The sequence below is a fragment of the Paenibacillus sp. LjRoot153 genome, assembly GCF_964253085.1.
Classification (GTDB): Bacteria; Bacillota; Bacilli; order Paenibacillales; family NBRC-103111; genus Paenibacillus_E.
Genome location: NZ_CAXUQH020000001.1, coordinates 600488 through 621294, shown reverse-complemented (window position 1 = coordinate 621294; position 20807 = coordinate 600488). Strand labels below are relative to the sequence as shown.

At 43.9% G+C, this 20807-nt stretch carries 17 protein-coding genes; 3 read left to right on the top strand and 14 right to left on the bottom strand.

Translation table 11 applies throughout. From position 1 onward, the window contains the following. Window positions 1-141: 141 nt before the first annotated feature. The 11 genes from bcp to ACSQ8P_RS02825 all read right to left on the bottom strand — a co-directional run bounded on the left by bcp (window position 142) and on the right by ACSQ8P_RS02825 (window position 13694). Window positions 142-627, bottom strand: a complete 486-nt coding sequence (gene bcp, locus ACSQ8P_RS02875; RefSeq protein ID WP_436233818.1) for a thioredoxin-dependent thiol peroxidase — start codon at window positions 625-627, stop codon at window positions 142-144. Next, window positions 627-1238: a hypothetical protein gene (locus ACSQ8P_RS02870; RefSeq protein ID WP_436233817.1), complete on the bottom strand. Its 612-nt coding sequence runs from the start codon at window positions 1236-1238 to the stop codon at window positions 627-629. Before ACSQ8P_RS02870 ends, bcp begins: the two co-directional genes overlap by 1 nt. Continuing rightward, window positions 1225-2871, bottom strand: coding sequence for an integrase (locus ACSQ8P_RS02865; protein WP_436233816.1), 1647 nt, complete (start codon window positions 2869-2871; stop codon window positions 1225-1227). Before ACSQ8P_RS02865 ends, ACSQ8P_RS02870 begins: the two co-directional genes overlap by 14 nt. Then, window positions 2861-5167, bottom strand: coding sequence for a hypothetical protein (locus ACSQ8P_RS02860; RefSeq protein WP_436233815.1), 2307 nt, complete (start codon window positions 5165-5167; stop codon window positions 2861-2863). The genes ACSQ8P_RS02865 and ACSQ8P_RS02860 overlap by 11 nt, the downstream gene beginning before the upstream one ends. 17 nt (window positions 5168-5184) lie before the next feature. After that, window positions 5185-6438, bottom strand: a complete 1254-nt coding sequence (locus ACSQ8P_RS02855; protein WP_436233814.1) for a hypothetical protein — start codon at window positions 6436-6438, stop codon at window positions 5185-5187. Window positions 6439-6609: 171 nt separating this feature from the next. After that, the gene (locus ACSQ8P_RS02850) at window positions 6610-6858 is read right to left on the bottom strand and encodes a peroxiredoxin (protein ID WP_436233813.1); all 249 of its coding nucleotides are present in this window, start codon (window positions 6856-6858) and stop codon (window positions 6610-6612) included. Between the two features lie 145 nt (window positions 6859-7003). Continuing rightward, window positions 7004-7906 carry an RNA polymerase sigma-70 factor gene (locus ACSQ8P_RS02845; RefSeq protein WP_436233812.1) on the bottom strand — a complete coding sequence of 301 codons (903 nt, stop codon included), beginning with the start codon at window positions 7904-7906 and terminating at the stop codon, window positions 7004-7006. Between the two features lie 37 nt (window positions 7907-7943). Beyond that, a complete protein-coding gene (locus tag ACSQ8P_RS02840; protein ID WP_436233811.1) occupies window positions 7944-9221 on the bottom strand; it encodes a phytoene desaturase family protein in 1278 nt (425 codons plus the stop codon). 1301 nt (window positions 9222-10522) lie between these two features. Then, the gene (locus ACSQ8P_RS02835) at window positions 10523-11503 is read right to left on the bottom strand and encodes a 2,3-diaminopropionate biosynthesis protein SbnB (protein WP_436233810.1); all 981 of its coding nucleotides are present in this window, start codon (window positions 11501-11503) and stop codon (window positions 10523-10525) included. A 17-nt stretch (window positions 11504-11520) separates the two neighbouring features. Further along, window positions 11521-12486: a 2,3-diaminopropionate biosynthesis protein SbnA gene (gene sbnA, locus ACSQ8P_RS02830; RefSeq protein WP_436233809.1), complete on the bottom strand. Its 966-nt coding sequence runs from the start codon at window positions 12484-12486 to the stop codon at window positions 11521-11523. A 14-nt stretch (window positions 12487-12500) separates the two neighbouring features. Continuing rightward, window positions 12501-13694, bottom strand: coding sequence for an AMP-binding protein (locus ACSQ8P_RS02825; protein ID WP_436233808.1), 1194 nt, complete (start codon window positions 13692-13694; stop codon window positions 12501-12503). Window positions 13695-13894: 200 nt separating this feature from the next. On the opposite strand from ACSQ8P_RS02825, the gene ACSQ8P_RS02820 reads away from it, so the two are divergent. After that, window positions 13895-14785 (top strand): YheC/YheD family protein, encoded by an 891-nt coding sequence (locus ACSQ8P_RS02820; protein WP_436233807.1) that lies wholly within the window; start codon window positions 13895-13897, stop codon window positions 14783-14785. 87 nt (window positions 14786-14872) lie between these two features. Here the strand turns inward: ACSQ8P_RS02820 and ACSQ8P_RS02815 are convergent, their stop codons facing one another. From ACSQ8P_RS02815 to ACSQ8P_RS02805, 3 genes are read right to left on the bottom strand one after another with little or no spacing between them, the layout of a single operon-like run. Beyond that, window positions 14873-15658, bottom strand: coding sequence for an ABC transporter permease (locus ACSQ8P_RS02815; RefSeq protein ID WP_171629444.1), 786 nt, complete (start codon window positions 15656-15658; stop codon window positions 14873-14875). 3 nt (window positions 15659-15661) lie between these two features. Next, complete coding sequence (locus ACSQ8P_RS02810) at window positions 15662-16456, bottom strand: ABC transporter permease (RefSeq protein WP_236288229.1); 795 nt, start codon at window positions 16454-16456, stop codon at window positions 15662-15664. Then, window positions 16449-17501, bottom strand: a complete 1053-nt coding sequence (locus ACSQ8P_RS02805) for an ABC transporter ATP-binding protein (RefSeq protein WP_436233806.1) — start codon at window positions 17499-17501, stop codon at window positions 16449-16451. The genes ACSQ8P_RS02810 and ACSQ8P_RS02805 overlap by 8 nt, the downstream gene beginning before the upstream one ends. A gap of 232 nt (window positions 17502-17733) precedes the next feature. Here ACSQ8P_RS02805 and ACSQ8P_RS02800 point away from each other — a divergent pair, with 232 nt between their 5' ends. After that, a complete protein-coding gene (locus tag ACSQ8P_RS02800) occupies window positions 17734-18777 on the top strand; it encodes an LCP family protein (protein ID WP_436233805.1) in 1044 nt (347 codons plus the stop codon). A gap of 212 nt (window positions 18778-18989) precedes the next feature. Further along, window positions 18990-20336: a glutamate-1-semialdehyde 2,1-aminomutase gene (locus ACSQ8P_RS02795; protein ID WP_436233804.1), complete on the top strand. Its 1347-nt coding sequence runs from the start codon at window positions 18990-18992 to the stop codon at window positions 20334-20336. Window positions 20337-20807: the final 471 nt, after the last annotated feature.

The following is a 20807-nucleotide window of genomic DNA, read 5'->3' as shown; positions in this document are numbered from 1 at the left end:
ATCTTATTTATATTCTCACGCTAATCATTTGAGGAGCTTGTGTGCGAGAAATTACCAGAGGCAATTGCTTCATTAGGTTATAAGGAGAATTGTTCAACAAGACTTAAAAAAAGCGAAACTTTGCACAGAGATAGGATTACATTAAGAATAGTTTGAATTTGAATGTGTAGTTAGAATATATGTCAGAACATTAGATATATGGTTAGCAACTTTAACCTTACGCCATTCTTTAATTAGTTTACCTTCCTTATCAATTAAAAAACTCGATCGTTCAATACCCATAAATTGTTTGCCATACATACTTTTTTGTTTCCAAACGCCATATAGTTCGGACACAGAATGATCTTCGTCCGATAAAAGAATGAAAGGAATGCTGTATTTTTCTTTAAATTTTGCATGTCTTTTTACTGGATCTGTGCTTATTCCAATAATAACTGTATTTAAGTCTGTAAACTCTTCGTGTCGATCACGAAAATCGCACGCTTGAGTTGTACAAGCTGGTGTAAGGTCTTTTGGGTAAAAATAAAGAACGACATTTTTGCCTATATAATCAGTAAGCCTTACTTTCATTCCATAACTGTCAGCTAGACTGAAATCAGGTGCAAACTCCCCCACTACAGTGGCCATTAAATAGTGTCCTCCTCTTCTTGGTCCTCATCGTCAAATAACTCAGCAAAATGAGTTGCGAGGTCTGTACTAAGACTTTTATTCTTATTTTTATTTATAGAGATTACATTATTTAAGCCCTCTTCTTCTTGGAAGGCATTATAAGTACTTTTCACTGCAGTTTTATAATATAGATCCTTATAGTATTTTGATTCTTTCTTCAGCTCCTTATTCTTCCTTTGCTGGTCTAAAATCTCTTTCGTTAAGTGCTCAACTTTCTGGTTGAGCTCGAAATATTGTTTTGCTTGCTCGTACAAAGAATCTAAAGTTTCCTGAAAATGTTGTAAATCCCGAATCATAGCCGTCTTATTATTCCAATTTTTTTCAACCAATTCAACTATATTAGGCATTGGTAATGTATTCTTACCAGAGCCAGTTACTTTAATGGGTTCATTTAATTCATTCAGTACAGATTGCATTCTTCTTAGCCAAACATGTCGTTTAATCCCCGTATCTTTTTCCAACTGTGAGGGATTGACCTTCCTTCCTTGATGCTTGGTTGCATATTTTACTAGTATATCTTTAAGATCATTATCTGAGTATTTTATAGGTCTACCTCTATTTTGACTCATTCTCAAATTCCCCCAATAATATAGAATCTACCATTGCTTTCTGATCCATAAGTCTCCTTAACTCATTTGCGCTTCCTGAAAGTTGCTCTTGTTTGTGAATAGGGTATTCTAAGGTTTTCAAGCTGTATTCCATTTGACTGCTGATCGAAATCATGAATTGAACTTGTTCACGTACCCTCCTCGATAACACTTCCGAAAAGTCCTTTAACCATAAATAACCTTCTTGCTTATTTTCAGTGGAAAATAAATAATGTTCACAAAGACGGCAATCACCAACTTTACACCGAGAAGGATGGTCCGTACAATAACCAAAATCCACTTCATATAACTGCTTATAATCAGACTTATTAAAGACCTTTGATCTGATAATGATTTCTTTGTCCAAAGAGAGTTTCGCAAATGACTTTTTGCTCTTATAGTAGGATTGAGCTAATATTTGAACAGCAGATTCTGCGAAATGATCTAAATGAGCGTGATAGTGCATCTGTACAGAAAGTGTTTTGTGTCCCCCCATTCGGGCGATACTTAACATGTTAAACCCCTGAAGCATCATATTACAAAAAGCGAAATGCCTATTATCACCCGCCGTTAATTGATCACTTACCTCATAACCATATCGACCTTTAATAACTTCCAAATAAAATTTTCGAATGGTCTTATGAAATCGTATGCTATCAATTGCTCTTTTCTTGGTAAGTTTGGAAGTAGTAAAATCGCAAAAGCTTCTATATATGTCATATGATAATAAAAGATTGGGATTACCCACATTCATATAGGACTCGCTCAAATCACGATATTTTCTTATTATCTCATACAACTCATAATTGATTTGTAATGTATCCGTCACTGCAATCTCTTCGCTTTTGCGAGGTGATTGTTTAGCCCTTGGAAGGACTAACCAGTAGGTGTCCTCTTCATGCCTAATACAATCCCTGGTTAAGCCATAAAACTCAACAGGCCTCATTGGAATTATCTTCGTTAGATTCCACCAAAAATAAACAAGTGAGAACTTAACACTATCCTCTAGCGTGCACTCTGAAAAATACCGCATAATCAGTTCGTCAAACATCAGTACATCGTGAAACGGCGGTAAATCACGAGTGTTACTTTTGGAATTAGCAAATTGAGTAGCTATCTCTGTATAAATCTCACTTTCATTAAGTGGGTAAAACTTTAAGAACTCTATAATGGCATAACACATTTTAGCCCGTTTTCTGTGTCCAAGTTCAGAAATATATTCCTCTAGCACATTGGCTTTATCTTTGCTAAACCCAAAAGACTGTATTATTGCTAATTTCAAGTAATTGATGTTGGTTTGTATGTTTATAATGTTAATGTTGTTAGTGATTTTTTGAAGGGCATAACATTTAAGCGATAAGTTTATTTTTTCATAGACTTCTAAATCAAAATTAATAATAGCTCTATTTCCGGAATCAGTCACATTTAAAATCCAGCGACACTCTTCAAAACTACAATCAACAATGATCTTTTTTTGCAGCAGGCCTTGAAATATATTTTTGTATGTATCAATCCTCATTTCGCTAAAAACAACCTTTTTAACTGCTTCTAAACTATAATGATCGGAGAGGTGTCGCAAGGTCTCCCTACTGACCAGTGCATCTTTATTTGTCACTCTTTAATTCCCCCATAGCTTTGAATCTTTCATCGACTGTAAACAGTTCTCGTTTTAATTGTCTTAAATCAATAAACGTCCCCACATATTCTTTGCCAAATTGTTGCACAGCCTGTTTAAGAAGCTCTAGAACTAATATTAAAATATTATAGTCCCTAACAATTACCCCATTGTATTTAGTGTTTCTAATAGAACTTACCAATTTCCATATTTCCTCCTTAATGGAGAAAAGTAAATAATTTTTAGGAATAATATTTTCACAAGAAAGACAGGAAGCTGCCTTTGGTTGACTACATTGAGGATGAATGACACACTGAGAATGTGGCATCTTTGCCGGCATCTCTCCTCGACTGATCTTATACAATAATCGCTCCAATTCTTCCATTGGCAAATTTGCAATCCTTAACGCCAATGATTCTTTCTCTTGTTGTCTCTTCACCATGAAATTCGATATATTTTCGAGTTGTATTGGGGTAAAGTCACCTTTTAATGCCACTATTGACTGAGTTCTCTCTTCTAAACTTTGATTGTTAGTGGGATCTAGATATGTTTGAATAATAAAATTATATAACCAGCCAAAATGACCTCTATTAACAAGATTTAAGCTTACTCTATTTATACTTCCATCATTATTTGTAGATTCTATGTAAGTTTTCGTCGAATCTATTTCTGTATGTCCGCGTAGTCTCTGGGAGAGTTCGTATGCAATATCTGAGTGTTTTTTTCCTTCAACTACACTATAAAAAAAGTAGGTCAGCAAACTTTTGTTCATTTTCCTGCTCTTAAAGCTCAATAAATCTTCTCGCTCTCCAAAAAAAAGACGAAGATGCATATCTCTGTCCACTTTTGTCCCATTGGAAGTATCGTACAATCGAAGCAATGTATTATCGTTATTTTTACGTCGATGCATCTCTGCTATAGCTAATGCTGTTGCAGTTGGCACTATCATATCACCGTGAACAAGGAAGTGCCCCAATGCTCCTGTTTTAGATATTGTCATTTTTTCAATTCTATTAAATACATGATTAATTAAAATCTGCGCCTGTTCCTCAGATAATGGACTAAAATCGTCAAAACTGTGCATTCCAATGACTTCTATTGGAATATGTGGCAGCTTTGTAAGAATATCAGTATGTCTCCATGCGTCTATTAAATGCATTATTATATAAACCCACGTGACACAATATTTTCTTTTCTCAATCGCTGCCTGAATATGTTGCTCAATATCATCTTTTACATATAGATAAAACGAATAGAATTCCTTAGGGGAATAAATTTCTTGCTCACTGGTTTTCGTTTTCACTATAGTGTATGTGTTTTTAAACAAACAATTTTCGCTACCTTGACAATACGTAAGAAAATGCGCAATAACTTCTATATCTGATGACAATAAAAGTTTATTTTTTAATATAAGTTCAACTTCTTTATCAGTATGATGAATAAGTTCCTTGGTTAATGGCAAAAGGAACAATTCAGCTATCTTCAAATATTTAAAAATAAAAACTTTCATTTTTTCATATGATTGTTTACGAGAATTAAAATTGATAATGGCATATTCCTCAAACATAAAAAAAGATTTTTGCAAATATATAGGGATCGCCATTTTTTTATATTTATATAAAAAAATATCTTGTGGCCTAGTCAAAATCCGAAAATTCTCATAGTCTTCAATGGATTCTATAGGTATGTAATATAGAGTCTTATATATCACATGTTCAAGAGATCCATTTTTAATGAGACTTTTAATTTGATTAGATGTACTCGATAGTCGGCTCCCCGTTTCTTCTATTGTTAAGTACCTATCCCGATCTAAAATAGTACTTTGATATCGCTCATACTCTTCCTCAGTTGTATACCATTTTTTTTGATGTTTAATATCAGGGACAATCTTATTTTTCACAATTAATTGATTAATATATCTAACACTTGTACCAAGCCTCTTTGCCATATCTGCATTGGTCAACATTGTTTCGAGTCTTTTTAATAAGATTTTATATCTATTAAGATCTTCTCTCGAAATCAAGGTCTTTCCCGCGGTGCCTTTCATACCAATAATTTCTTTATTCCTTACCAAATAGTACACTTGTCTTGTCGGCATGCCTAACGTAGTCGCCGCCTCTTCCATGCTGATATAATTCAATCCTGCTGCTTTTACCAATTCTTCTTCAGAAAATACTAATGATGATTTATTCTTCACTGCACTAGGAATTTTATTTTCTTTAATGAGCTTTAAGATTGAATACTTTGAAAGCCCATATCTAATACATGCCTCTTTCACACTAATTTCATTACTCATAAGCAACTCCTGTTAACTTAATTAATAATTAGTTTGGGTAGATAACCTGTATATAAATTATTCATTCTATCTTCAAGATTTTCTTTCATACGAAGAGTATTACCTTGATAAACCATCGAAGAAGATAGGTTCTCATCACCTCTGGGAAGTGCGATATCATAAGGATTCTGCGCTTCCTCGGCAAGTAGGTTTGTGAAGATACCACGGCCAATATGAGTGGACCATTTATACTCCCTTAGCTTTAGAGCGGCTATCTTATCACTTGGGTCTTTTGATAAAGAGAGTGCATCTAAGAAATGTTCCTTTGCTTTTTCAAAAAAGTAACGATACCCTCGTCCAGACATTGCTTTACCATCTCTGTTCACGAATAATGCGTTACTCCCATCGTTAGCTTTATACTGTTCAAGATGATACTTATATAACGTTGGAAGCCAATCACTAATAGGAAACACGATTTGAGTTCTTTCCTTCTTAACTCCCGCAGCCCCAGAGCTATCGATCAGATCTGCTCTTAGAATTTTCTTTCGAAGATTGATAACTAGCCCCTCCGCACCATACGAACCAATGGATGAAACGTCACTTCGTACCACATTAACTTGTTCACCTTGCCTTATTCCCCCGAACATTTGAAGATAGACCCCTAGTGCTATCGGGTTAGCGACTTGTACCACTGTCTCTAAGAAAGGTAGTATGTATTTTTCAGGTATCATGTGTGCAATATGCTGTGTTCCTTTGCTAGGTTTAATAACCCCCGTAAAAGGTGGGATAATATATTTCTTATTTGGTGTTTGAGGTATACGTTTCATTTCAAACTCTTGTTCTGTTACATATTTTAATAGCTCTTTCTTAGAGAGATAATGGTATAAATGTGTAAGTGTCCTCTCTGCACTGTCTACAGTTATCCTTGACTTCCCTTGCTTAGTAAGATGATTTAAAAATGCAGATGCATGTATTAACTTTAATTCCTCAAGTGACTTCAACCTCATCCGCCCTCCTTGAGTAATTACCCAATTTAAAAAGCTAGACAGATTATTCGCATGAGTTTTTTGAGTATTGTATTCCTTGTACTTCCATTTTTCAAAAACAAATTGAGTTATTGGATGTATGATTTCTCTTTTATTTTTCGAATTGCATAATGCTACAACCGCATGTTGCCTTATGTATGGTTTACTATCACGTACCTTCATGAATAGTTCAACTTTGACACTTCTAACCCTAAAATATATGTCATTGTTATTACCAACAATATGAACTACTTTTTTTTGCCCCATAATCACTACTTCCTCCATATATATGCACAATATAATAGATTTAATTTTATCAATATATCCAGTTTTCGACAAGTTTTTTTGCATTCAAATTAAGAACATTGTAGAAAACCAAAAAAAAGAAGGAATCCTTATTTATAAAGGGTTCCTTCTCTGCTTTATGCACACATTTATTTATGTACTATTTTCGGTAGATAAACTGATGCCAATCACTTCTACACCTAACTCCGCGAATTTTCCGTTGTAGTCTCGAAAGTCACAGGATTGCTGGGTACAGGTTGGTGTATTATCTTGCGGGTAAAAATAAATAACAACTTTACGTCCTTTATAATCGGCTAAAGAAACTTTCTCTCCGCTCGAGGCAGGCAGCGAAAAGGCTGGCGCCTTACGCTTGGTTACTGCCGTTTCACTTCCTTTTTTCAATACGACTCTCTCCTCTTTCTCGTCTTACTAGGTAAATCTTGACTTCATCCCATTATGCGACATTCACCGGATGACATCAAACGAAAAAAGCTGCTACGAATCGCAATGACTCATGAGCAGCTTTCTATGATGGGAGGTTAAGACCTCATGGTTTCGTTTGCCTCGTATCGATGTGCTTCAATTTATCAGGATTCATGACGAGATAGAATGCTTTGATCTGCCCATCCTCTAATTGGAAAGTCATCACATTATGGGGCTGATCATTCACATACGCAACAATACCTAGTTGTTCGTTCACAGTCGTTAAGGTAGAGCGATAGCCCTCGGGTAATTTGGCTAAAACCCCAGACAAGAACATAGCAATTCGCTCTGCCCCCATGATAGGGTTAGTCGCTGCTTTCACCTTACCTCCGCCATCGGAGTACAGAATGGCATCGGATTTCACGATGGATAACAGTTGAGCGATATTCCCCGACACTAACGCATGTACGAATTGTTCCACGATTGCTGTCGTTTGTTTCGTTTCCCCAGTCCGCTCTGGCGGGAGGCTTATCGCATTCTTCGCTCGACGAAAAATTTGACGGCAATTCGTGCTGCTTTTGCCCACAATCTCTGCTATTTCATCGTATTCATACTGCAGGACCTCGCGAAGCAGGAATACCGCCCGCTCCACCCAGGACAGCTGCTGCAGGAGCAACAGGTATGCGGTGGATAGCGATTCTTTGTGCGTATACGCGAGATCTGGTGCGATCTGATGATCTGCGCTCGTCGTCATCAGTGGCTCCGGCAGCCAAGGCCCGACGTAGACCTCTCGTTTTTTGCTGGCAGAGCGCAGGCTATCGATGCAGCGGTTGGTCACGATTTTGCATAGATAAGCCTTAGGATTATGAACATGGTCCAGATTCGTCTCATTGGCATACAGAAATGCCTCCTGCACCACATCCTCCGCATCCATTACACTTCCTAGCATGCGATACGCTAGTGAAAACATTAACGGTCTATAGCTCAGATAGATCTGCTCGGAAGCTCCTGCTCCTGTGATCTCCATCTTGTCACACCTCCCGATTTACTGTTATAGGACAATTCTATGCGAACTGAGGCATTTTTAAAATAGCTTGAGCCGCACGTCTAGCACTTGCAGCTGAGGCATCCGCGAGCATTTCGCCATGACTTGCCCAGTCACCCGCTACATAGAGTCCTCGAATGTCTCCAACGGCTGGACCTGTTTGCAGATTGGATTTACCTACATGTAAAGTGTCATGGACGACCGTCATGTTCGGCAGAAACTGTTTTGTTACGACTTCTTTTTCCCACCCTGGATGTAGGGTATTCATGGCAGCAGTGAGGGCTTCCTCATCATCTTTCGGATTACTTTCCCCAGGCCCGTTATATTTGACCATATGCACGACTAGTGTGCCGTCCTCACTAAGCTTGGCATTTAACGTATGATGCGAGAAAAAGATCGGTTGGTCCAACGCAATCGCCACATCTCGACCTGGAACGGAGAGCCTTTTCAAGGCTAAGTCTAGGCAAGCAGCCTTCGAAGGGCGCGCTTCGTCCTTCCACTGTTTCAATATCGTGCGATCTGCATTCGGGACTAGCTTGTAGGTCTCCGATGGAGACGCGGTGCTGATGACATGCGATACTTCTACCATTTCTTCATCAGCAAGTTTGATACCCTTCACCTGACCATTCGCATGTACAATTTCTTTCACGTCGGAACCACTTATGATGTGGACACCTGCATGAATCGCTTTCTGATGAAGCTGATCAATGATCGTTTGCCAGCCTCCGTGGATGTAAAGAACTCCTTTTAATGAGCGCTGTACCTGCCCTAGTACCGGGCCAGCAAGCTGATTATCTGGATCATACGTGTAGGATGCCGTTCGGCACAAAGAGTAAAAAATATGACGAACCATCGGATCCGCAATCTCTTGCTCCGCCCACTGTCTGAGCGGTTCGTTTCCAACCTTGCTCGCGTCCATTTGTGTTAACCGTATGACGAGTCGCAGAAGTCCCAGTTTCCCGGACCACGAAAGCAGCTTAGATGTAAGCATGCTTAGCGGTGTTGCCGGCATCGGCACTACCCCTTGGTTCCACAATGCATTGACCTTCGCAGAAGGTGGACCTCCCTCGATGCGAACACCAAGCTCTTGCAAAATTCGAAAAGCATCTCCTGCACGGTATAACGCATGTCCTCCAAGGTTGAAAAGTACACCATTTTTCTTATTCGTCATTGCTCTGCCACCCATTCGTCCCGAACGTTCCAACAGCACAACGCTTCTGCCACCTTTGGCTACCTCAAGTGCAGCAATGAATCCAGCTAAGCCTCCGCCAATGACGGCTGTATCGTATTTTGTCATGTTCATCATCCTCCAGTTTCGCTTTATATCTATAAGGCGAATTAGGAGTGTTTTTTGTGACAAAAGAAGAGAGGATTATGTGAATGTTGGGTTCAGTCGTGGAATTGATGTGGCTTAAGTGAGGAATTAAGGTACTGAGATGGCTTGTTCTGCTGGCGGGCACGGGTGGAAGTGGGAGAGGTGACTTGTTCTGATATCGGCACGGGTTAAGGTGGTTAAAGTAGCTTGTCCACGTGTTTAGCTGTATAACATACAGTTAATTCTCGCGGATTCGATGGTTTTCCAGCATTAGCTGTAAAAACTCCAGTTAATTTAATGAAGATTTAAAGAAACGGGACAATAGTTGAAAATTAACTGTAGGAAATCCAGTTAACCCCTCAGAAACGTGAAATACAGTTCGAATAGATGTAGAAAATCCAGTTAGTTAGATAAGTAACACCTAAGACTAACGTGGTTGGGGTTAGGGTTGCGTGCAGCACTCCAACTAAATAATAATCCACAGGCGATTTTTTGTGGATAACTCAGTCTGTGGATATGTTAATACCTGTCGATTGAGTTATGCACAACAGGGACTTTAGGCCCTGTGGACTTGTGGGTAACTCTGTGGATAGATGTGTATAAGACTAAAAAGTGGCTGCTTTTGTTTCGGCGACAACCTCTGAGACGCCCCCTGTTTACTTTTGTAACCATTCCACTCAGCGCTGCAGTTGCGCTCCTCTGTTCATCCAACTCACTACAAACTAATTTCCAATTGCACCGCTGTTGAGCTACAGCTATACTTACTCACAATTGCAGTTACATCTATATTTACACATTCAACCACGCGCACTCGTATCCGCACTTACAGCTAAACTTACTCACACCAACATTAACATTCACATTCAACATTCACATTCACATTTACATTTACGCACCTTCACACACTAGCACCTACACCCGCACCATCCATTCACAGTAGCACCTGATCCAAACTTACCGATGCTGATGTCGATACCCAAAGCTATGCCTATACTTTTGCTTTTGCTTTTGCTTTTGTTTCTACCTCTACCTCTACCTCTACCTATCCCCCACCATCTGCAGCACTCCCCCAATGTAACGGAACGTCATTCCGCTATTCGAGCGAATATCTGCCAATTTCAATATTTACGGAACGAGGATCCGCTATTTCATAGAATTGCGCACACAAAGCTTCAATTCCAGCGAAATAGCGCCCTCACGTTCCGTTTCGTTTGAAGAATGGCTGTTCTAGGCGAGATAGCGGAACCTCATTCCGCATCTCCAGCAATATTAGCTCCCCGTGGCTATTTATATTTACTGCCCTCTAGCATAACTCCCTTCCGCAGCCTCAACGCTTCCCTCCAATAGTAACCTGCAATGGCAATATCGAAGATACCTAGGCCCATCGGATTGAAATACACAGGTTCATCTGCTTCCACACGAGCTAGCTGGTCGCGAAGCACTACATCGGCTAATGTGTGTACATCCCTTTCCTGTAAGTTATACAGGAGATGCAGCTGCTCGATATCCGTCTGCTCACGACATACCTCGCGCCAATCATCCACAATGATCGCTTTCACACCAGCAACACTTTCCGGTTTATAATCTCGTAGCGAGACATTGAGAAGAAGCGCCCCCCGAGGTGGGGCTTCATCAATGTATCTCTCCGCCGACACTGTGCATGTCATAATGACATTAGCTTCGCGATAGCCAGTGCGCCAATCACTAATAATCTGTGTCTTGCTCTGAATGGCAGCAGGAATCGTTTCCAAGCCCACACCATTCAGATCATAAATCCGAACCTCTTCAATCCATTCGCCAAATAAAGCGACACACATATCTAGATGCAGCCGGCCAATGGGTCCCCACCCGATTAAGTGAAAGCGCAAACGATCAGGCTGTCTGGCTTTCACAAATTGACTCAACATCACACCGCTAACTGCTGCGGTCCGAAGACCATTTAACAGACCGCTGTGGATAAATGCTATTGGCTCACCCGTCGAGGGTTTATTCAGAATCAGCGTATTATGGGCCCGGGGAAGTCCCAAAAGACGATTGTTTGGAAAACTCGCAATCCATTTGATGCCCGATATATCGATGTTACCACCTACATAGGCAGGCATCGCAATAATCCGGTTTTTCGGATCACGAAAACGTAAGTATGGCTTCAAAGGGTGAGCACAATCCCCGCTATCTTGTATCGCAACAACATCCTGAATGATGTTGGTTAGTTTCGTCCAATCGATTCCGATTTCTCGGATATGGTCATCCTGTAAGTACAGCATCCCGCAAGTCTCCCATGCTAGTTACTCGGTGTATACCCTATTTCACGCCCTACCCATTCATCGCTATACACCGTATTCAAATACCGTTCACCACGGTCCGGCAAAATCGCCGCAACAACGGCTCCTGAGGGAATCATTCCGCTCATTCGTCGTATTGCCGAAATAACGCCTCCGGAAGAAGCACCCGCTAGTATGGCTTCTTCACGCACTAAGGCACGACAGCCCTCCACACACTCCTTGTCGGATACGTAAATAACCTTATCCGCAACATCATGCCGGTGTAAGCCTGGTGTGATACCTGCGCCTAGTCCAGGGAATTTTCTCGAACCTTTTTCCCCGCCAAAAATAACACTGCCTTCGGCATCTACCGCCACGATCTGTGTCGACCATCCGCGACTGCGAATGTACTCCATGCAGCCTCGAATCGTTCCACATGAGCTGACGCCGCAAAATAAATAGTCAACCGCACCTAACTGCTCGCCAATTTCCCGCATCGTTGTCTCGCTATGAGCCAACGCATTGTCTGGACTTCCATACTGATTCGTCCAGTAGGCATTCGGGATTTGACTCACCAGCTCCGCTACTCGCTTAATGCGAGCTGGTAGAAACTCCCCCGTCGCCTCATCCGGTACGGAAACGAGGTCGATTTCCCCGTGGAAGCTGCGGATGATTTGCAAATGCTGCTGCGTCGTACGAGGATCAACAACACAGATGAATCGCAGCCCGAGATATCGACAGAGCTGAGCCAGACTGATCGCGAGGTTGCCTGAGCTAGACTCCACGATGACACTCTCGCTCGTAACCTCACCACGGCGGATCGCCTCCCGCAGCATGAACAATGCTGGCCGATCCTTCGCGCTGCCGCCAGGGTTCATCCACTCCATTTTGCCATAAACCTCAAAGGGTTGATCCTTAAACAAACGCGACAGCCGAATCAGGGGCGTATGTCCGATCGCACGGACAATTCCTCCTTCAAGCTCCATTCGCTTCCCCTCCTTTACGTGTAAAAAATCTTTTTATTTTTCACGGAGGTGCGGTTTTGTGAATCCTCAAAGGTGCCCCCGATAACTTGGATTCCATCCAAAAGTTTAGCCTTAATCATCATGCCGATAGCTGGAATCCAGCTCTCCACATCCGTACGAATACTGTTCAGAACAGCTGGTGTTGCCAGCGCACTGTAGACATAGACCGTTAATGCATTGCCACTCACCTGTACACGCACGCTTGCTTCACGCAGATGACGATAGACGACATCCTCGATGTCATAGATACTGATTTTCTCCCCGTGCTTCAGGTCGGGTCCAATGCGCTTTACAATACTCTGAAAGCTCTGCGTGGGAACGCCGTCCACATCAATAACTTTCAAATCACGTACGACATCGTAAGTGACATAGCGCAGCGCTGGGAAGGAGTCCCTTACGGTTGAGGTGAGGACCAACACTTGCTCTAGCTCATCTGGCAGCGGCTCCATATCGGCATCTAACAGCTCCGCTTTGACACCCTCTGCCATGATGCCCTCTGCAAACAAATACCTACCATGATCGTGTGAAAAGTAGGCAATGGTCCCAATCTCGATAGATCCGTACGTATCGGTGACCTGCGTTTCAGCTATCCCCAGTCTTTCGGCTATGCGTTGTCTCCAGCCTGGCGAAGCAATCTCCCCAACTAGAATGACATGCTGGATGCCATAGTGGGCAGGATCCTCCGACGCCTGCAAAATCCGATCCAAAATGGACGGCATCGTATACAGCACTTCAGGTCTAAAGCTTTGAAGCCGTTCAATATGCTGCTCGATCGGAAGTCGAAAGGATACCGATTCCACCGCCATTCCGAGCTCGCGAAATACCTCGACGGCCGTTGCCTCCGCATGCCCTGTACCCATGTCTGCCATCGCAGTTCGGTAACAAGTGCCTTTCAGAATGGTTCGGAAAACGTCCAGTTTAATTCGCAGATAAGCTTCTTCGTCGGATCGGGAATAAAAAATGGTCTTACGCCGCTTCGAACTCGTACCTGATGTTTGATAACGATTCATTTCCTCATGTTGTAGAAACGGGTTGGTATCCGTGTAGTAATGCGATTCCAACATTCCAGCTGACACTAGCGGTAGTGCAGCGAGCTCTTCCAGCTCGTGTCCTGGCAGCAGCCAGGGAAATTGCCGCTTCATCCTTTGTGTAACTTCCTCTATGCGCATAGACGTGCGGCTCCTCCTCTCAGCTCTATAACTGAACCTGTTCACCAAATCCACCTGACTACATATTCTATGCGCCCTTCCTGCCCATCGTTCTATTTTCCTAATTTCCTAAATCATTTCCCTGTTCACCCGCCTTCCGTGTCGCTCATATCATATTGAAATAATGATACGCCGTACTCGGTAGAGAGAGGATCGTCACCATGACAAGTTCACTAAAGGCCGTTTCAAGCAAATGGATTAAAACACGCGTCATGCTTCGGAATGTAAAGCTGCGCCAGCACATGCCCACTACGCATCCTTTTAATCGCAATAGACTATCTGCCATGCTCGCCCAGCACGGTATGCTCTATGTTAAACCCGACATCGGTTCGCTCGGAATAGGCGTTATTCGCGTTGAGAAACGTGGTCGAACTTACCGCTATCAGAGTGGGGTAAACATCTACCGTTTTCCGACATTTGAGAAAATGTATCAATCCCTTAAACACCGCTGCGGAACCAAACGTTATCTCATTCAGAAAGGTATTCATGTACTGACGCACGAGGGCAATCCCTACGACTTCCGTGTCATGATTCAGCGCAGCCCTTCGGGGAAATGGGTATGTACGGGTACGGCAGCCCGAGTTGCCCATCCACAGAAGGCCGTTACTAATGGCAGTCAAGGAGGCACCATCTACAGTCCCTGTGACCTCTTGGAACCCCGATTCGGCGTTGAAGCCACATCTATTCTTATGTTTAAAATGGATAAAATTGCCTATTTGACCTCAGCTCAATTAGGACGCACCTATCCTGCCATGAATGAGCTCGGCATCGATATTGCCGTCGATCATCGGCTGAAGCCATGGATCCTCGAGGTCAACACGCGACCCGATCCCTGCCCCTTTACCAAGCTGGCGGACAAAACAATCATCCGCAAAATCGTCCAATTCGGCAGAGCCAATGGTCGAAAATATGACCTGACCTGCTCTAAGGCGAAGAAGGCGCCTAAGCGGCACTTTTCGACCGCTTCTATTGAGCAGCCTATCGAGCAGTCGCTCCCGAACGCAGAACCTCCTTCCGAACCTATTTCAGAACTTCCTTCTGAGAATGAATGATGTTTTGTTCAAGGTTCATACTCAGATTAATGAAATAAGGCCGTCCCACAAGGTTATTCACCTTGTAGGACGGCCTTTTGATTTGAGTTATGAACCTGCGCCGCGATAACGCTTCACGCCAATATTCCACACCGTGATGCCCAGCGCACTAAACGCGATGCCCACCACAGGGGTTAGAAGAGCGAACCACTTCCAGTTCTCCGGATCAATGAAATAGGCAGCCGGATAGAAGCCAACGAACGCAAACGGGAGTATCCACGTCAGAATACTTCTGAGCAGTTTATTATAAATCGTCGCTGGATAACGGCCATAGTTCTGAATGTTCCAAATCAACGGCAAGATGCCTGTTGGCGCATCGGAGAAGAAGGCTAATGAAGTCAGCGAGATGTACACTCCTGCATAAATGAGGATCGAGCCCACCACCATGACGATGAAGATCAGCGGATCATGCCAGTGGAACGGCAGATCCAGCTGCACCCAGGAGTAGATCATAACGACCAAACCTGCCAATGCACTGAACATGGAAGCCGGATCGAGATTTTCGAGCATAAGCTGCCATAGATTATAAGCTGGCCGCGTTAGGATACGATCCATTTCCCCTTTGACAATGTAGCGCTCGCTAAAGCCCCACAGATTAAAAAAGGAAATAAATATGCCATATGGGATCATAAAATAACCGTAGATGAACAAAATTTGTTCTTGATTCCAGCCGCCAAGCGATTGCGTTTGCAGAAAGACGACAAGAATGAAGAATAGATTCAACCCATTGAACAACAAGTCGGACAGCACTTCAATCCAAAAATCGGATCGGTAGGTGAGCCTTGTTTTCATGTAGTTTTTGAAATAGTCGAAAACGAGGGTGATATAGAACATGCGTTACCCTCCCTGTACGAATAGACGTGTTTTGGATTTTACCCACAGCACATAGATCGGAATAATAAGGAGCAGGAACCAGAGTACTTGTACGCCAAAGTTTTGGAGTATGGCGTTGCCCGTAATTTTCCCGGTAAACACTGCGCTGGGTAAATAAGTGATCGCCTGAAAGGGCAGCCACTCGAGAATCGACTTGGACCATCCCGGGAAAAAGGAAATCGGAATAATGAGTCCTGAAAAAAGATCAACCGCTACGCGCTTCATGCGCATAAGGCCTTCATTATTTTCGAGGAAAAAGGCAAACAAACCCGTAATGATATTCAACTGCGTATTAATCAGAAAGCTGAAGAACAGCATCACTAAGTAGATGACCCACAAGCTCGGATCCGTTGGGAACTGAATCGGGAGTAGCAGCCAGATCAAGATCATACCGGGTGTCGTGAAAAGTAGAAGACGGAATACCCCTTCGCCCAAACCTTGCATCATTTTCACAAAAATATAATTGTAGGGCCGGATGAATTGAATCGCGACACTGCCATCCCGAATCTCGTTAGCAATCTCACGATCTAGGTTATTAAAATAGAAAGCGCGGCCCATCCAGGAAATCGCCACATAGGTTGTCATTTGACCCAGGGTAAGACCACCGATGACAGCTTGGTCGCCGTAAATCGCTTTGTAGACGAAGTAGTACGAGCCAATATTAAGCGCATAGATCAGGATTCCGCTGTAATAATTCACCCGATAAGCGAGCATCATGAGAAACCGCATGCGTATAACTTCTATATAAGCTCTATGCATGGGTCGTAACTCCCTCTGGCTGATCAATCTCCAAACGTTTCACTTCGGCCGATCCTGATTTATAAATTTCACGCACAATATCATCCGTATTCGTTTCATTAATCTTGATATCTTGGATTTGCAGGACGCCAACAACGCGGCTTAACACCTCCGAGATATTCGCTCTTTCGTAAGGGATGAACACTTTAGCGGATAGTTCATTCTCAAGCTGCCAAGCTACATCTAAACCAAGGGTCAGCTCTTGAAGTCGCGCTAATGTTGTTGGCTGCTCGAACTGCAGCACAACTTCTTTTCCTTTGCCCCATCTCGCTTTCAATTCTTCCAGACCGCCATCATAAATAATTCGGCCGTCATCTAGCATAATAACACGGGAGCACAGCGCTTCGATGTCCTGCAGATCATGCGTTGTCAGCAGAATTGTCGTCTCATACCGCTGATTGAGAGACTTCAGAAATTCGCGGATCTCTGTTTTAACGACAATATCAAGGCCTATGGTTGGCTCATCCAGAAATAAGATTTCAGGATTATGCAGCAATGAAGCCGCTAATTCACAACGCATCCGCTGACCCAAACTTAGCTTACGGACAGGTCGTGATAGAAGGTCCGATAGCTGCAAACGGTCGACGAGCTCGTCGAGGCGTTTCTTGTAATCGGCTTCGGACACACGGTACACCTTTTTCAACAGTTGGAATGACTCCACCACGCCAATGTCCCACCAGAGCTGGCTGCGCTGACCGAAAACAACACCGATACCAGCGACGAATTTCTCCCGCTCTTTGAATGGCACATAGCCATTCACTTTGATGTGACCAGACGTAGGTACGAGAATACCCGTCAACATTTTGATCGTCGTCGATTTCCCAGCCCCATTTTCACCGATATATCCACAAATTTCGCCTTTCGGAATCTGAAAACTTATGTCCTTCACGGCTGTAATTTGCTTATACTCACGTTTAAACAAATCTTGCACGGCACCCTTGAGGCCACCGCGGCTTTGCTGAACTTGAAATTCTTTGCGCAGCATTTGAACATCTATGGCTAACATGCATCTTCCCCCCTGACTTCGTCGTCTCGGTTACATATTACGGCAACATTCGTCATAACTTGCTATCGAAGTTTCGTAGCATCTATAATATGGATCATAATGACGTTTCATACAAAAGTACAACAAGCTCATGATACCCCAATTCTGTAAGAAAAAAAAGTACAGATTAGCAGGCATCGTATTTGCCTTTAAATCAACGCTAAATTTTACCTTGGAGAGGAGCTTACATAGTATGAAAATCTTTAAACGGACCATGCTCCTAATCGTTATGCTTCTTTTGGTGGTCGCCGGCTATTATTCTTACGCCTTCTACAGTTTCGCTAATAATATCTCTCATAAATCAGACAGTAATGATGGGAAAGGCAGTGCGGGCACAAGCTTAATTCCTAACAACTTGAAGGATCCAGATAAATACACACCACCAAAATGGGAAAGCAAGCAGCGGGTGAATATTTTGCTGTTAGGCGGCGATTCTCGTGGCATGGTGAAGAATGAGTTACCAAGATCAGACAGTATTATGCTAGCCTCCATCGATCCAGTCACGAAGAAGGCTCATCTATTCTCAATTCTACGGGACACCTACGTGAAAATCCCCGGCGAAGGCGAAGATCGGATTAATACAGCGATTACGACAGGCGGTCCTAATTTGGCCATGAAAACCGTCAGTGATCTGCTTGGCATTCCCGTTCAATATTATGTGTACACCGATTTCAAAGGCTTCATCGCGCTTATTGATGCTGTCGGCGGGATAGACATTGATGTCGAGAAGGATATGAAATATTCCGACTCCGAAGATGATCATGTGTATGACATTAATTTGAAAAAAGGGCAGCAGCATCTAGATGGCAAAACAGCCTTGCAATATGTGCGATTCCGCCATGATGCGTTGTCCGACTTCTCCCGAACGGAGAGGCAAAGAAAGTTCCTGACAGCTGTTGCGGCGAAAATGCAATCCACTTCATCGCTGATCAAGCTCCCGCGCATTCTGAATGCGATTGATCCGTATATTGATACGAATCTTAGCGTAACGGACATGCTCAAGCTCGGAAGCCTTGGCTATGAAGCCAAAGCTGACGGTATAGTCACTTCGCAGCTCCCACCTTCGGACTTACTGATGGAGAAAACGATCCGCGGCGCTTCCGTTATCACTGCGGATAAAGTGAAGCTTCAAAAGTATATGAAAGACCTTTTTGCGGGTACGGCTGAAGCGGATACAGGGCCAACCAAGCCATCACCTTCCCCAACGCCGAAGGTGACTGGGAAAACCGTGAAATAGAAACATGAACAGGATGCACATTACAGCATGCATAGCATGAAAAACGGATAATAAGAGTGGGTATCCACTCTTATTTTTTGTATGAGCGATCATTCGCATCGAGTTGCGCTCATGAATTTCCCGACGAAGCGTACCCTCGTACCCCTTCACTTCGCGCAAGTTTGCTACTTAATGAATACAACAACTACTACATATAAAGGAATGATATCGTCATGGAACGCAAGCAATCCGAGCTCCTCTATCAAGAAGCACTGCAACACATCGTCGGCGGAGTCAACTCCCCTTCCCGCTCATTCAAAGCCGTTGGCGGCGGCGCGCCCGTCTTCATGAAGCGTGCGCAAGGCGCACACTTCTGGGACGTAGACGGGAATCGCTTCATTGACTACCTCGCCGCCTATGGCCCGATCATTACCGGTCACGCGCATCCGCACGTGACGGAAGCGATTATACGCGCCGCACAGAACGGCACGCTGTACGGCACCCCGACCGAACTCGAGATCGAGTTCGCCAAGATGCTGAAGTCGGCGATTCCCTCGCTCGACAAAGTGCGCTTCGTCAACTCCGGCACCGAGGCCGTGATGACGACGATTCGCGTGGCGCGCGCGTTCACGAAGCGCACCAAGATCATTAAGTTCGCCGGGTGCTACCACGGCCACTCGGATCTCGTGCTGGTGGCGGCCGGTTCCGGGCCGTCCACCCTAGGCACACCGGACAGCGCTGGCGTGCCAGCGAGCATCGCGCAAGAGGTCATCACCGTGCCGTTCAATGACATACCGGCACTCGAAGCCGCGCTTGCGCGCTGGGGTGAAGACATTGCCGCGGTGATGGTCGAGCCCATCGTCGGCAACTTCGGCATGGTCATGCCCCATGCCGGTTACCTTGAGAAGCTCTGCGCAGCTGCTCGCAAGCACGGCGCCCTCGTCATCTACGACGAGGTCATCACAGCGTTCCGATTCCATTACGGATCGGCACAGACCTATGATGGCCTCCCTATTCTAGAGGGGGGCCCTACCGAGGCGGCGGCGCGCTTCGCCGCCGTCGAGCCGGACCTGACGGCCCTAGGCAAAGTGATCGGCGGCGGGCTGCCGATCGGGGCCTACGGGGGCCGCAAGGAAGTGATGGAGCAGGTCGCGCCGCTCGGACCTGCTTATCAAGCCGGCACGATGGCGGGGAACCCCGCCTCCATCTCGGCCGGTATCGCCTGCTTGGAGGTGCTCCAGCAGCCAGGTGTTTACACCAAGCTCGAACAGCTTGGTACACGCCTTGCACAAGGCATCGCCGAATCCGCCGCCCGCCATGGCATCGCCTTGACGCTGAACCGCATCGGCGGCGCCTTCTCAACCCATTTTTGTAATCATCCCATCACCAACTATGAAGAAGCGCAAGATACCGATGGCGAACGCTTTGCTGATTTCTTCCGACTTATGCTCGAGCAAGGCATCAATCTTGCCCCTTCAAAATACGAAGCTTGGTTCATGACCATCGCTCACACCGATGACGATATTGCCCAAACGCTAGAGTCGGCAGATCGCGCTTTCAAAGTCATGAAAACCCGCTAATTGCTCCAAAAACGAACTATGATCCTATCAGGATTATAGTTCGTTCGTCTTTCTACATGTGCTAGAGTCATATATAATATGGTTTTATTCACCAATATACAAAAAAGGTAACGCTTACATTTGGTATTTACGTCTGCAAGTATTGTCGGATGAAGTTTTTCATGCTATTCTAAGATTACTTTTACCCTTTTAGCGAAACGGCTTGAATACACAGTATTTTCCTAGAAAGTTAGGGCATGATTTACAAATACTACACGGATTTTTGTGTGCGATGCCTTACTTTCCTACGAGTCGATTTATGCCGCATTTCGAGAGTTATATCTCCTGCAAATTGGCATGATATTCAGTTATATTGCATTTTTATACACAATCGTGCATATTTCGGATTTAAGCAAAATGTAGCTTTTCTCCCTAAATGTAAGAGCTGGCAGGCTCATCGACGCCAGAATGCAAGAAGCGAAAGCAAGAGGA